The following is a 12,354-nucleotide window of genomic DNA, read 5'->3' as shown; positions in this document are numbered from 1 at the left end:
GTCAGTGAGCCTGCGCATGGGAGGATGTTGACGCGACCGATCCCATCATGCCGCCATCGCCCCCGACGATCGCCTCGAACAGGCCGGGCGACACCGACGCGAAAGCCCGCGGCGCTTCGGCCGTGCCCGGCTTAGCGAGCGCCGCGTAGGCAGCCTGATCGAGAGCGTCCGGCCCCGCGCGGGTCCTGGACACCCACTCATCGAATTCCCGATCCGGCACGGCCTCCACCTCAAATCGCATATCGGAAAAACCGCTGCCGCTGAATTGCGCCGACAGGCCGGGATAGCGTCCCGGCCTGTCGGCCTGCAGGCTGAGCCGTGTGACCATGCCTGCCATCGTATAAATCTGGCTGCCGAGCTGCGGCACCAGGAAGCTGTTCATCACGGTGGCCGAGGTCAGCCTGAAGCGGATCGGCCGGCCGGCGGGAATGGTGAGCCGGCCGACGCTGGCAACGCCTTGCTCCGGGTAGATGAACAGCCATTTCCAGTCGAGCGAGACGACCTCGACATCGACCGGCTGTGCGTCCGAAACCAAGGGGGCATAGGGGTCGACCTGGTGCGAACCGATCCAGGCGATGCCGCCCAGGAACATGATCACGAGCGCCGGCACCGCCCACACGACCAGTTCGACGCGACCGGAATACTCCCAATCGGGCAGGTAACGAGCCTTTGCATTGCCGGCGCGGAACCACCAGGCCGTGGCCAATGTCAGGATAATAACCGGGAGGATGACCGCCAGCATGATAGCCGTCGCGTTGAACAGCATCGTCCGCTCTGCCAATGCAACCGGCCCCTGCGGATCGAGCACGCCAGCATTTTCCATCGCGAGCGTCACCGCCTGGCCGATTTGACGAGTACGGCGGTCGTGACCGCACCACAGACTCGATCGGCGCCATCCTCGCATGCGTCAGAGGCGCCGGACATGTCCGGGGCAAATATGTTCCGCTTCATCACCTGACCGTCACCAAGGTTGAGTCATCACCATGCCGTCAAAGTGACGCAGTTCATACCACACCCCTCCGGCCCTGTGCGCCCTGACTAACATCGCGGAACTCAACTGGTTCAAACGTTCACGGCTTTTTGAGCGTTGCTTTGGGTCGATGCGGCTGGCCTGCTGCTTGCCCAAAGCTGCTGCGATGATGGCCGCCAACTGACGCGGCCCGATCCCAAAAGCATGTGGCCTTGATCTGGATCAAGGCGGCGATGAGCCCGCTGCCGGATTTGTGTCCCCGCGAAGTGGCGTTTGCACGTCGCAATCCAGGTCGGGGGCATCTCATGAAATTCGGCACACCAATCGTCGCGCTGGGTCTTTTCACCTTTGCGGCTCTCCTAGCCGCCGGCTTTGGTGTGGACGAGCCCTTCCGGCAGCATATGTGGGTGCTGTTCATTGTGCTGCTCGGTTTTGTCGCGATCCTGCTGCGCAACACGAATTTCCAGGTGGCAGCACCGATCGACCCATCCGCTTACATGGATGGTCCAATCCGCTACGGCGCCATCGCCACGATATTCTGGGGTGTGGTCGGCATGCTTGTCGGCGTGGTCATCGCGCTGCAGCTGGCTTATCCGGATCTCAATATCGAGCCATGGTTCAATTTCGGCCGCCTGCGGCCGCTGCACACATCCGGCGTCGTCTTCGCTTTCGGCGGCAATGCGCTGCTTTGCACGTCCCTCTATGTCGTGCAGCGCACGTGTCGCGCCCGACTCTTCGGCGGCGATCTCGCCTGGTTCGTGTTCTGGGGCTATCAGCTTTTCATCGTCATGGCCGCGACCGGCTACCTGCTCGGCATCACCGAGAGCCGCGAATACGCCGAACCCGAATGGTATGTCGACATCTGGCTGACCATCGTCTGGGTCGCCTATCTCGTCCTGTTCCTCGGCACGATCCTGAAGCGCAAGGAACCGCATATCTACGTCGCCAACTGGTTCTACCTCTCCTTCATCGTGACCATCGCGATGCTGCATGTGGTCAACAATCTCTCCATGCCGGCCTCCCTGCTTGGCTCCAAGAGCTACTCCGCCTTCTCCGGCGTCCAGGATGCGCTGACGCAGTGGTGGTACGGCCACAATGCCGTGGGCTTCTTCCTTACCGCGGGCTTCCTCGGCATGATGTATTACTTCGTGCCCAAGCAGGCGAACCGCCCGGTCTATTCCTATCGGCTGTCGATCATCCACTTCTGGGCGCTGATTTTTCTATACATCTGGGCTGGTCCGCACCACCTGCATTACACGGCCCTTCCCGATTGGGCGCAGACGTTGGGCATGGTGTTCTCGATCATGCTGTGGATGCCCTCCTGGGGCGGCATGATCAACGGCCTGATGACGCTGTCGGGCGCCTGGGACAAGCTGCGCACCGATCCGATCATCCGCATGATGGTGATGGCCATCGCCTTCTACGGCATGTCGACCTTCGAGGGTCCGATGATGTCGATCAAGACGGTCAACTCGCTGTCGCACTATACCGACTGGACGATCGGTCACGTGCACTCCGGCGCGCTCGGCTGGGTCGGCATGATCTCGTTCGGCGCGATCTACTACATGGTGCCGAAGCTCTGGAACCGTGACCGGCTCTATTCTCTGAGGCTCGTCACCTGGCACTTCTGGCTGGCAACGCTCGGGATCGTCGTCTACGCGGCGGTGATGTGGGTGTCCGGCATCATGCAGGGCCTGATGTGGCGCGAATACGACGAGCAGGGCTTCCTGGTCTATTCCTTCGCCGAAACGGTCGCCGCCATGCACCCCTATTATGTCATGCGCGCTCTCGGTGGGGCCATGTACCTCTCCGGCACCCTGATCATGGCCTGGAACGTCGCCATGACCATCCTCGGCCACCAGCGCGAGGAGCAACCGATGACGGGCTCCGTGCCCTCCCTCCAGCCTGCCGAATAAGGAGCCGAAAATGGGCTTGATGGACAGACACGCAATCATCGAGAAGAACGCCACGCTTCTTCTCGTCGGCTCCCTCCTCGTGGTCACGGTCGGCGGCATCGTCGAGATCGCACCGCTGTTCTATCTCGACAACACGATCGAGAAGGTGGAAGGCATGCGCCCCTACTCGCCGCTCGAACTTGCCGGGCGCAACATCTATGTGCGCGAGGGCTGCTACCTCTGCCACAGCCAGATGATCAGGCCGTTTCGCGACGAAGTCGAGCGCTACGGGCACTACAGCCTTGCGGCCGAGTCGATGTACGATCACCCCTTCCAATGGGGATCGAAGCGTACCGGACCGGACCTCGCCCGGGTTGGCGACCGCTACTCGAACGAATGGCACGTGCAGCACCTCAGCGCGCCTCGCTCCGTGGTGCCGGAATCGATCATGCCGAGCTACGCTTTCCTCAAGGATACGCAGATCGACGTGAAGGACTTCTCGACGCATCTTGTCGCCAACAGGCGTGTCGGCGTCCCCTATAGCGACGACATGGTCTCTCACGCCAATGCCGACCTGATGGCGCAGGCCGATCCCAATGCCGACCCATCCGGCCTCGAAACCCGCTATCCCAAGGCCAAGGTCGGCGACTTCGACGGCAACCCGCAACAGGTCACCGAAATGGATGCCCTCGTCGCGTATCTCCAGATGCTCGGCACTCTGGTCGATTTCAAGAACTACGACGACGCCGCCGGCTACCGCTGAGGAGCTTATCCATGGACTACAATTTGATGCGCGAATTCGCCGACAGCTGGGGCTTGGTCGCGATGGCGCTTTTCTTTGTTGGGGCAGTTGCCTTTGCCCTACGCCCCGGCAGCCGCAAGCTGGCCGACGAAGCCGCCCGGATCCCCCTTGAGGATGACTTGTCATGAGCGACCAGCACATCGATGAAATCTCCGGCGTCTCGACCACGGGTCACGAATGGGATGGCATCCGGGAACTGAACAACCCGCTTCCGCGCTGGTGGGTCATAACGTTCTACGTCACCATTGTCTGGGCGATCGGCTACACCATCGCCTATCCGGCATGGCCGCTGCTCCACTCGGCGACCAGCGGCGTGCTTGGTTACTCCAGCCGCAACGAGGTCAAGGGCGAGCTGGCCGCGGCTGAAACGGCCAAGGGCAAATATGTCAGCGCGGTGGAATCGAAGACCGTCTCGGAGATTGCCGCGGACGATACGCTGCGCGAATTCGCAGTCGCCGCCGGCGGCGCCGCATTCAAGGTCAACTGCATACAGTGCCACGGCTCCGGCGCCCAAGGCTCCAAGGGCTTTCCCAACCTGAATGACGACGACTGGCTGTGGGGCGGCAAGGCCGACCAGATCCAGCAGACCATTACGCACGGCATCCGTTTCGCCGCCGATCCGGACACGCGCCTGTCGGAGATGCCGGCCTTTGGCGACATCATCACCAATGACCAGATCGCACAGGTCAGTGCCTATGTCGCCAGCCTGTCGGGCAAGGTCGCGGATGCAAGTCTGGTCGAACCCGGCGCCAAAGTGTTTGCGGAGAATTGCGTAGCCTGTCACGGCGACAATGCAAAAGGCAACAAGGAGCTCGGCGGCCCAGATCTGACCGACGCGATCTGGCTCTACGGATCGGGTGAAGCCGCAATCGCCGCGCAGGTCCGCGCACCGAAAATGGGCGTCATGCCCGCCTGGGGCGCGCGCCTGGGCGAGACCAAGGTCAAGGAGTTGGCGGTCTACGTCCACTCGCTTGGCGGTGGAGAATAAACGGGGGGCTCTTTGCCCTTCACCGCCAAGGCGACGAGGCCCGGCATGTCCGGGCCTCGACTTTTTCGCTGCGGTGACCCGGATTGACTTGCATCAACGCGCCTGACCTTGCCCTGCGGCATGACTTGCCGAGGCCGGTAGCCCGAGCATGGATAAATGCCGCCTGTGCGAATGGAGACGCATGTGCTGGACAATACGCAGGTAGAACGGCTTGAGGCCGAGGCGGTCAACTCCGCCAAAACCCGTCAGCCACTTTACGCGGCACGCAAGAAGATCTTCCCGAAACGCGCCTCCGGCAATTTTCGCCGCTTCAAGTGGCTGGTGATGGCGATCACGCTGGGCATCTACTATTTGACGCCCTGGTTGCGGTGGGACCGGGGACCGTTCGCCCCGGATCAGGCCGTGCTGCTCGATCTCGCCAACCGGCGCTTCTACTTCTTCTTCATCGAGATCTGGCCGCAGGAGTTCTACTATGTGGCCGGCCTTCTGGTCATGGCCGGCGTCGGTCTTTTCCTGATCACCTCGACCGTCGGTCGTGCCTGGTGCGGCTACACATGCCCGCAGACCGTATGGGTCGATCTGTTTCTCGTCGTTGAGCGCGCCATCGAGGGCGATCGCAACGCACGCATGAAGCTCGATGCCGGGCCCTGGACTGCCCGAAAGCTTCTGCTGCGGGTATCGAAACACGCCATCTGGCTGGTCATTGGCGCGGCGACCGGCGGCGCCTGGATCTTCTACTTCGCCGATGCGCCGACGCTGGCCCGCGACCTCTTCACAGGCGCCGCGGCGCCCATCGCCTACATCACCGTCGCCGTGCTGACGGCGACGACCTATACGTTCGGCGGTCTGATGCGCGAGCAGGTCTGCACCTACATGTGCCCATGGCCGCGCATCCAGGCGGCCATGCTCGACGAGAATTCCCTCACCGTCACCTACAATGACTGGCGCGGCGAACCGCGCTCGCGTCACGCCAAGAAGGTCGTTGCCGCAGGGCTGCCCGTCGGCGATTGCGTCGACTGCAATGCCTGCGTCGCGGTCTGTCCAATGGGGATAGACATTCGCGATGGCCAGCAGCTCGAATGCATCACCTGCGCGCTGTGCATCGACGCCTGCGACGGCGTCATGGACAAGCTGGGCCGAGAGGGCGGACTGATCTCCTACGCCACCCTCTCCGACTACAACGCCAACATGATGCTGGCGACCGCGAGCGGTTCCACTTCCGTCAATCCGTCGCTGGTCAGGAAGGCCGACGGCACGTTCACCGACAAGCTGGCCCACTTTCATATCCGCAAGATCTTCCGGCCACGCACTTACATCTACATGGCTGTGTGGTCGCTGATCGGCGTTGGCCTGCTCTATTCGCTGCTGACGCGCGACAGGCTGGAAGTCCACGTGCTGCATGACCGCAATCCCCAGTTCGTCACGCTGTCCGACGGTTCGATCCGCAACGGTTACACCGTCAAGCTGCTCAACATGATCCCCGAGCCAAGGACGATCATGGTCACCATGCAGGGCCTGCCCGGCGCAGAGATGAGCGTCGTCGGCATCGATCTGCCCGTCGGTCGTTCCGTCCCGATTTCGGTCGAGCCCGACCGGCTGAAGATGCTGAAGATTTTCGTCCGCCAGCCGGCCGGCCATATCCAGGGCGCGGCGCAGACCTTCACCTTCCGCGTCGAGGACAAGGCGAGTTTCGAAGCGGACGAATACACCGCCACCTTCAACGCACCGGAGATCGCCAGATGACCGCCAAGGCGCAAAAGCCACGCGAATTCACCGGCAAGCACATGTTGGCCATCATCCTCGCCTTTTTCGGCGTGGTCATAGCGGTCAACGTGACGATGGCGACGTTGGCCAACACCAGCTGGACCGGACTTGTCGTCGAAAACACCTATGTGGCGAGCCAGCAATTCAACAAGAAGGCGGAGGAAGGGCGCGCGCAGGCAGCCCTCGGCTGGGTAGGCAAACTGACCATCGCATCGGGCGAGGTCCGCTACAGCCTGACCGACGCCGCCGGCAAGCCTGTTCCCTTGCATGGGGTCAAAGTGCTGTTTCGCCACCCGGCCTACGAGTCCGAGGACAAGTCCGTCACCCTTGCCCTCGCCACGGGTCAGGAATTCGCCGCGCAACACGTGCCCAGGGACGGGGTCTGGATCGTCGAAGTGGACGCCGATGCCGGCCTCGCCAAACCCTACCGCGATGTCCGCAGGATCATAATCTCCCATGGGGCGCTGCAATGAGCTGTTGTGCGCCAGGCGCGGAAATGGCGCTGGATCTGGATGGGGTCGCCTCCGTCCTGCCATCCTCGCAGGAGATCAGGCTGGCAAGCCGGTCGCTTGGCGATGACCTGCGCCAGACCGACCTTTCGGTTCCCACCGTGCATTGCGCAGCCTGCATCCAGGCGATCGAGACGGCGCTTGCAAAGCTTCATCGCGTTGAGGACGCTCGCGTCAACCTGTCCACCAAACGCGTGTCGGTCAAATGGCGCGGCGACGAGGTCCCGCCTTTCGTCGCGGCGCTCGGGCGGCTCGGCTACCAGGCGCATCTGTTCGACCCCGAGGCGGATGAAAGCGACAAGACGCTTTCGGAGCTGATTCGTGCTGTCGCTGTCGCCGGCTTTGCGGCGGGAAACATCATGCTGCTTTCGGTCTCGGTCTGGTCCGGCGCCGAAGGCGCGACCCGCGACCTGTTCCACTGGGTCTCGGCCCTGATCGCGATCCCGGCGCTCGCCTTCGCCGGCGGCATCTTCTTCCGCTCGGCCTCGAACGCGCTGCGCCACGGCCGCATGAACATGGACGTGCCCATCGCGGTCGGCGTCTCGCTCGCCTACGCCATGAGCCTTTACGAGACCATCAATCACGGCGATCACGCCTATTTCGACGCGTCGGTATCGCTGCTGTTCTTCCTGCTGATCGGCCGCACACTGGATTACGTCATGCGAGAGCGTGCCCGCACTGCCGTGAAGGGCCTGTCGCGTCTGGCCGCGCGGGGCGCCCTGGTGCTGCGCGGCGACGGCGCGCGCGATTATCTGCCGGTTGGCGAGATTGAACCGGGCATGCAGCTCCTGATCGCTGCCGGCGAACGGATCCCCGTCGACGGCAAGATCATCCGGGGGACATCGGACCTCGACTGCTCCCTGGTCTCGGGCGAGAGCACGCCAAGGAACGCCGTGCCGGACGACACCGTGCAGGCCGGCATCCTCAACCTTACCGGCCCGCTGACGATCGTGGCGACGGCCGCCGCCAGGGATTCGTTCCTGGCGGAAATGGTCCGGCTGATGGAGGCCGCCGAAGGCGGGCGGGCTCAGTATCGCCGGATCGCCGACCGCGTCTCGGCGCTCTACGCGCCGGTGGTTCATCTCACCGCCTTCGTGACTTTCCTCGGCTGGATGGCGGCGACCGGCGACTGGCACCGGGCGATGACGATCGCCATCGCCGTCCTGATCATCACATGCCCATGCGCGCTCGGCCTCGCCGTGCCGATCGTCCAGGTGGTCGCCGCACGGCGCCTGTTCGAGAACGGCATCATGGTCAAGGACGGGTCGGCCATGGAGCGCCTGGCGACGATCGATAGGGCGGTGTTCGACAAGACCGGCACGCTTACGCACGGACAGGCCCGGCTCGTCAATGCGGCGTCCATCGACCCGGCTATGCTGGCAATCGCGGCAGGCATGGCGGCGCATTCGCGCCACCCCTATTCAAAGGCCATTGCGGGCTTGGGCGGACGGCATGAATTCGATGCCGTCAGCGAGCATCCGGGCTTCGGCATCGAAGCCAAGGCCGCCGGGAGCATCTGGCGGCTGGGCCGGCGCGGCTGGGCCGGATGGCAGGCGCCAACCGGAAGCGGCGGCAGAGATGGCGATGGCGGAACGGTCCTGGCGAAAGACGGGGTGTTTGTCGCCACCTTCGAGTTCGAGGATGTGCTGCGTGCCGATGCAAGGGCAGCGATCGAGCGGTTGAACGACACGCAGGTTTCAGTGGAAATGCTGTCGGGCGATACCGAGGCCTCCTGTCGCAACGTCTCTGGCATGCTGGGTATCGACGACTTCGTTCCGTCCCTGTTGCCGTCCCGCAAGGTTGAGCGCATCGACACCATGGCGAAAGACGGGCACAGGGTCCTGATGGTTGGCGACGGCCTCAATGACACGCCCGCATTGAGCGCGGCGCATGTCTCGATGGCTCCGGCGACCGCCGCCGACATCGGCCGTAACGCGGCCGATTTCGTCTTCTTGCGCGAAAGCCTGCTGGCAGTGCCCCTCGCCCTGGAGGTCTCGCGAAAGGCGGGAAGCCTGATCCGCCAGAACATCGTCATTGCAATCGTCTACAATGCCGTCGCCGTGCCGATCGCCATATTGGGGCATGTCACGCCACTGATCGCGGCGATCGCCATGTCCGCCTCTTCGCTGCTGGTCATCGCGAATGCACTGCGCCTGCAAGGCCTTGGCGCAGATCCAGCGGCCCGAACCGCCGGGCCGGGCAAGCGCTCCGGCGCCGGACAATTGGCGCAACCGTCGTGACCACCCTCGCCTATCTCATCCCCGTGGCGCTGTTCCTCGGCGCGCTTGGACTTGGCGGCTTCCTATGGGCGCTGAGGAGCGGTCAGTATGAAGATCTCGAGGGTGCCGCCGAGCGCATTCTCATCGACCGAGACGACAAGCCTGGCCGCTGATGCGGGAAAACACGCGGCGAATTGGCAAATTCACTGATCTCGTCGGCAAAATCAGCTATGCTTTATACATCGATAAGACCGATCGAATATCATCAATACTGACTTTACTGCATCTTAGGGGAATTCATCTACTGCAGGGTTCCAATCCCAGGAGATGATAAGTCTTGCTACACGCGGTTCTGCAACTCCTGCCGGGTCGGTTCATGGACGTGCGCATGCGCGTGTCGGACGGCTACGAGACGCGGGTCGTCGAGCGGCCCGGACGCTGGATGGAGCCGGCCGAGCTGGAGCAGCTGACCCGGGATCTGTGTCTGGTCGCGTCGAAGACGCTGAAGGCAGACAGCCTGACCTATGGCGTCTTTTCCGGCGACCGCGGCCGCCTGGAACAGTCCATCATCACCATCGTCTACAGGCGCAGCGACGGGCGGCCGATTGCCTTCAACGCGCTGGCCCTGATGGAGATCTCGCTCGCCCGCAAGCCCTATGAGGTGCTGCATCTGGGCCTGGTCATGGTCGATCCGGACGAGCGTAGCCGCGGCCTGAGCTGGATCCTCTACGGCCTGACCTGCTTCCTGATGTTCCTGCGCAATCAGCTGAGGCCGATCTGGATCTCCAACGTCACCCAGGTCCCCGCCGTCGTCGGCATGGTCGCCGAAGCCTTCACCAATGTGTTTCCCGGCCCGCATGCCGGCGCGCGGCGCTCGCTGACTCATGTGCTTCTGGCGCGGCAGATCATGGCGCGTCACCGCCATGTCTTCGGCGTCGGCCCCGAGGCCGGTTTCGACGAAGAACGCTTCGTCATCACCAATGCCTATACGGGCGGCTCCGACGATCTGAAGAAGTCGTTCGACGACGCGGCCAAGCACAGGGACGAGACCTATAATGAGTTCTGCCACAAGGAACTCGATTACGGCCGGGGCGACGATGTGCTGCAGATCGGCCAGATGAATTTCCAGGCCGCGCGCACCTATCTCGCCGACGCGGTTCCGCGCGGATCACTTGCCGCCCTTGGCGTGGCCGGGGCCGCCGCCACACTCCAGCGGCTGGTGCTGCCGGTGGTTCACTGGGCCGACTCCAGCCGCCAATGGAACATGTTGAGACCATGGACACGCTAGGATTCAGCTACGGGGAATTCACGATCCGCAACATCGCATTCGCCAGCGAAGCCCAGCAGACCAGGCTGCGGAACGCGACCGTGCTCGTCTGCGGCACCGGGCGATGAGTTTCGACGGCACGCTGGTCGCCGACACCATCACCTCGCTCGCCGCTTTGATCGGCCTGCTGATCGTGATCTCGGTCGTCGGCGGGCGCGACCTGGCCGATCCGCTGTCAAGGCGCTTCCTGTTCGGTCTGAGGGTGCTGGCAGCGCTGCTCGCCTGCCGCATCCTCGACTGGACCACGGGCCTCGCCATCTTCCGCTTCGCCACCATCGTGGCAGCGGGTCTGCTGCCGCTGGCGGCGCTGCTGCTCACCGAGGGCTTGCTGCGCCGGCATGCGCCCTTCGCGCTGAAATTCTTCGCCGCAGGCGGCGCCGCGCTGTTCTTCTTGCTGGCCCTCGTCCCGGAGCGCTTCGCCGAACCCTGGCGGATGGCCGCGCTCCTGGCCTTCCAGTTCGGTGGCTTCCTGGCGATCGGCTGGCTGGTGATGAAGCGCGATCGCGGCAGTCTTTCGGCAGCCGAGAACCGTACGGTCGAGCGCATGGCGCTGTCGCTGCTTCTGATCATTCCGTTCATGATCACGGATTACCGGCCGGGTCTGTTCGAGGTTCCGGTGCGGCTCGGCGGCATCGCCATCCTGTTCCTGTGCTGGCTGACGATCGGCCTCGGACGCGCGAGCCTTGGCCACCGCGACACGATCGGCGCTTTCGCCGTCATCGCCCTGAGCTCGGTGTTTGCCGGGCTGGCGCTGGGCGGCATCGACGATCTCGGCTGGCGCGGCAGCGTGCAGGGCGTGGTGATCGTGCTTTCCGCGACGCTGCTGGCCGTCATCTACAATGACAGCGTCAGCCTGGGAGCCGAACAACGCCGCGATTCGCTGCTGCGGCACATGGCCGAAGGCGACCTCACGGATTCGGCTGGTTTCCTGCGTGGCCTGCAGCATCATATGCTGGTCGACGGGGCGTTGATCCTGCCTGCCGCCGAGCTTGGCGATTTCGACCTCAAGGCGCTGGCCCGGGCGCTGCAGCAGGTTCCCGTGCTCACCCTCGCCAATGCGCAGCCGGACGCCCGGTTCGACCAGGATATACGCGAGCAACTGGCCTGGCTGTTCGAGAAGTACGAGGCGACGCATGTGCTGCTGGCGACGCTCGAGCCGTTGAGCGTGGTGGCGCTCAACATGCCGGCGTTGGCCTCGTCGCCGGGCGTCAAGATGGAACTGCGCGCCGTCCAGCGCATGGCCATGCTGATCTCGCAGCGGGAGGCGAAGGGTTGATCGCCATCCTCCAGCGCGACATGGCCGTCTTCTTTCGCGCGCCCTTCAATGCCTATGGCGACGACACGCCCCACGTCTCGCCGATGCTGAGCGACCTCAAGCGGTTCATGTCGGCCAAAACCAACCCGCTTTCCGCCGCGAGCTTGTGGGCTGGATGCGGCTGGCGCGCTCGCATCCGCGCTACGATGCCGACGGCCTCAATCTCGACGCGCTGCGCATGGGTTCGCTGGAAGGATTCAGCGCTGGAGCGGTCCTGGGAACGCGGCTGTTCGAAGCCATCGATGCGCTGGGATTGGGCAAGGCGCTGACGGGCGAAGGATCGAAGACGAGGTCGGCGGCGGCGATTGCGCTGTTCCACCGCCCGCGCGAGGAATCTCCCGTGGAGTCGGGCAGCGCCTTTTACCGGTTCTGGCTCGGCCTGACACGGCTCGGCTTCGCTGCCTGGCCGATGGCGGCCGTCGCCGATCACCCGCAAAGTGCGGAGATCTGCACCCGGCATTTTTCCATCCCGGCGGAGCGGCGGCTGATCAATGCGCTGCGGGCCGGAATTGCGGGATCCGTACCCGGCCGCGCACGGTTGCCGCTTCAAGGGCTTATCGTCTGA

Annotated in this window: 13 protein-coding genes; 11 read left to right on the top strand and 2 right to left on the bottom strand. The window is 63.8% G+C overall.

Translation table 11 applies throughout. The annotated features are described in order from the left end of the window. Nucleotide 1 precedes the first annotated feature (1 nt). Together cyoA and LB513_RS11015 are read right to left on the bottom strand one after the other, a co-directional pair. On the bottom strand, nt 2–904 hold the full coding sequence (cyoA, locus tag LB513_RS11020; protein ID WP_263482064.1) for a ubiquinol oxidase subunit II: 903 nt from the start codon (nt 902–904) through the stop codon (nt 2–4). 57 nt (nt 905–961) lie between these two features. Then, on the bottom strand, nt 962–1,150 hold the full coding sequence (locus LB513_RS11015; protein WP_224663521.1) for a hypothetical protein: 189 nt from the start codon (nt 1,148–1,150) through the stop codon (nt 962–964). Between the two features lie 125 nt (nt 1,151–1,275). On the opposite strand from LB513_RS11015, the gene ccoN reads away from it, so the two are divergent. From ccoN to LB513_RS10960, 11 genes are all read left to right on the top strand, one after another. Continuing rightward, on the top strand, nt 1,276–2,886 hold the full coding sequence (gene ccoN / locus LB513_RS11010) for a cytochrome-c oxidase, cbb3-type subunit I (RefSeq protein ID WP_224663520.1): 1,611 nt from the start codon (nt 1,276–1,278) through the stop codon (nt 2,884–2,886). A gap of 10 nt (nt 2,887–2,896) precedes the next feature. Further along, entirely contained in the window at nt 2,897–3,628 is a 732-nt protein-coding gene (gene ccoO / locus LB513_RS11005) for a cytochrome-c oxidase, cbb3-type subunit II (protein ID WP_224663519.1), read from the top strand. Between the two features lie 11 nt (nt 3,629–3,639). Next, nucleotides 3,640–3,795 carry a cbb3-type cytochrome c oxidase subunit 3 gene (locus tag LB513_RS11000; RefSeq protein WP_224663518.1) on the top strand — a complete coding sequence of 52 codons (156 nt, stop codon included), beginning with the start codon at nt 3,640–3,642 and terminating at the stop codon, nt 3,793–3,795. Continuing rightward, nucleotides 3,792–4,655, top strand: coding sequence for a cytochrome-c oxidase, cbb3-type subunit III (gene ccoP / locus LB513_RS10995; protein ID WP_224663517.1), 864 nt, complete (start codon nt 3,792–3,794; stop codon nt 4,653–4,655). The genes LB513_RS11000 and ccoP overlap by 4 nt, the downstream gene beginning before the upstream one ends. A 156-nt stretch (nt 4,656–4,811) precedes the next feature. Further along, complete coding sequence (gene ccoG, locus LB513_RS10990) at nt 4,812–6,398, top strand: cytochrome c oxidase accessory protein CcoG (RefSeq protein WP_263482063.1); 1,587 nt, start codon at nt 4,812–4,814, stop codon at nt 6,396–6,398. Next, the gene (locus tag LB513_RS10985) at nt 6,395–6,892 is read left to right on the top strand and encodes a FixH family protein (protein WP_224663516.1); all 498 of its coding nucleotides are present in this window, start codon (nt 6,395–6,397) and stop codon (nt 6,890–6,892) included. Before ccoG ends, LB513_RS10985 begins: the two co-directional genes overlap by 4 nt. After that, nucleotides 6,889–9,168: a cation-translocating P-type ATPase gene (locus LB513_RS10980; RefSeq protein ID WP_224663515.1), complete on the top strand. Its 2,280-nt coding sequence runs from the start codon at nt 6,889–6,891 to the stop codon at nt 9,166–9,168. Before LB513_RS10985 ends, LB513_RS10980 begins: the two co-directional genes overlap by 4 nt. Next, the gene (gene ccoS / locus LB513_RS10975; RefSeq protein WP_224663514.1) at nt 9,165–9,320 is read left to right on the top strand and encodes a cbb3-type cytochrome oxidase assembly protein CcoS; all 156 of its coding nucleotides are present in this window, start codon (nt 9,165–9,167) and stop codon (nt 9,318–9,320) included. The genes LB513_RS10980 and ccoS overlap by 4 nt, the downstream gene beginning before the upstream one ends. A gap of 164 nt (nt 9,321–9,484) precedes the next feature. Then, nucleotides 9,485–10,435 carry a hypothetical protein gene (locus tag LB513_RS10970; RefSeq protein WP_224663513.1) on the top strand — a complete coding sequence of 317 codons (951 nt, stop codon included), beginning with the start codon at nt 9,485–9,487 and terminating at the stop codon, nt 10,433–10,435. A 103-nt stretch (nt 10,436–10,538) separates the two neighbouring features. Next, nucleotides 10,539–11,750, top strand: a complete 1,212-nt coding sequence (locus tag LB513_RS10965) for a hypothetical protein (protein WP_224663512.1) — start codon at nt 10,539–10,541, stop codon at nt 11,748–11,750. A gap of 154 nt (nt 11,751–11,904) precedes the next feature. After that, a complete protein-coding gene (locus LB513_RS10960) occupies nt 11,905–12,354 on the top strand; it encodes a hypothetical protein (protein ID WP_224663511.1) in 450 nt (149 codons plus the stop codon).

It is taken from the genome of Mesorhizobium sp. ES1-1, assembly GCF_020164785.1.
In the GTDB taxonomy this organism is placed as follows: Bacteria; Pseudomonadota; Alphaproteobacteria; order Rhizobiales; family Rhizobiaceae; genus Mesorhizobium.
This window is presented reverse-complemented; position numbering and strand designations above follow the sequence as displayed.

What these genes read in the sequence shown, in the direction of transcription:
- ccoN (WP_224663520.1), top strand. Translation starts at nt 1,276, where the DNA reads ATGAAATTCGGCACACCAATCGTCGCGCTGGGTCTTTTCACCTTTGCG.
- LB513_RS10985 (WP_224663516.1), top strand. Translation starts at nt 6,395, where the DNA reads ATGACCGCCAAGGCGCAAAAGCCACGCGAATTCACCGGCAAGCACATG.
- LB513_RS10965 (WP_224663512.1), top strand. Translation starts at nt 10,539, where the DNA reads ATGAGTTTCGACGGCACGCTGGTCGCCGACACCATCACCTCGCTCGCC.
- LB513_RS11000 (WP_224663518.1), top strand. Translation starts at nt 3,640, where the DNA reads ATGGACTACAATTTGATGCGCGAATTCGCCGACAGCTGGGGCTTGGTC.
- LB513_RS10960 (WP_224663511.1), top strand. Translation starts at nt 11,905, where the DNA reads ATGCGGCTGGCGCGCTCGCATCCGCGCTACGATGCCGACGGCCTCAAT.
- ccoG (WP_263482063.1), top strand. Translation starts at nt 4,812, where the DNA reads ATGCCGCCTGTGCGAATGGAGACGCATGTGCTGGACAATACGCAGGTA.
- ccoO (WP_224663519.1), top strand. Translation starts at nt 2,897, where the DNA reads ATGGGCTTGATGGACAGACACGCAATCATCGAGAAGAACGCCACGCTT.
- cyoA (WP_263482064.1), bottom strand. Translation starts at nt 904, where the DNA reads ATGCGAGGATGGCGCCGATCGAGTCTGTGGTGCGGTCACGACCGCCGT.
- LB513_RS10980 (WP_224663515.1), top strand. Translation starts at nt 6,889, where the DNA reads ATGAGCTGTTGTGCGCCAGGCGCGGAAATGGCGCTGGATCTGGATGGG.
- ccoP (WP_224663517.1), top strand. Translation starts at nt 3,792, where the DNA reads ATGAGCGACCAGCACATCGATGAAATCTCCGGCGTCTCGACCACGGGT.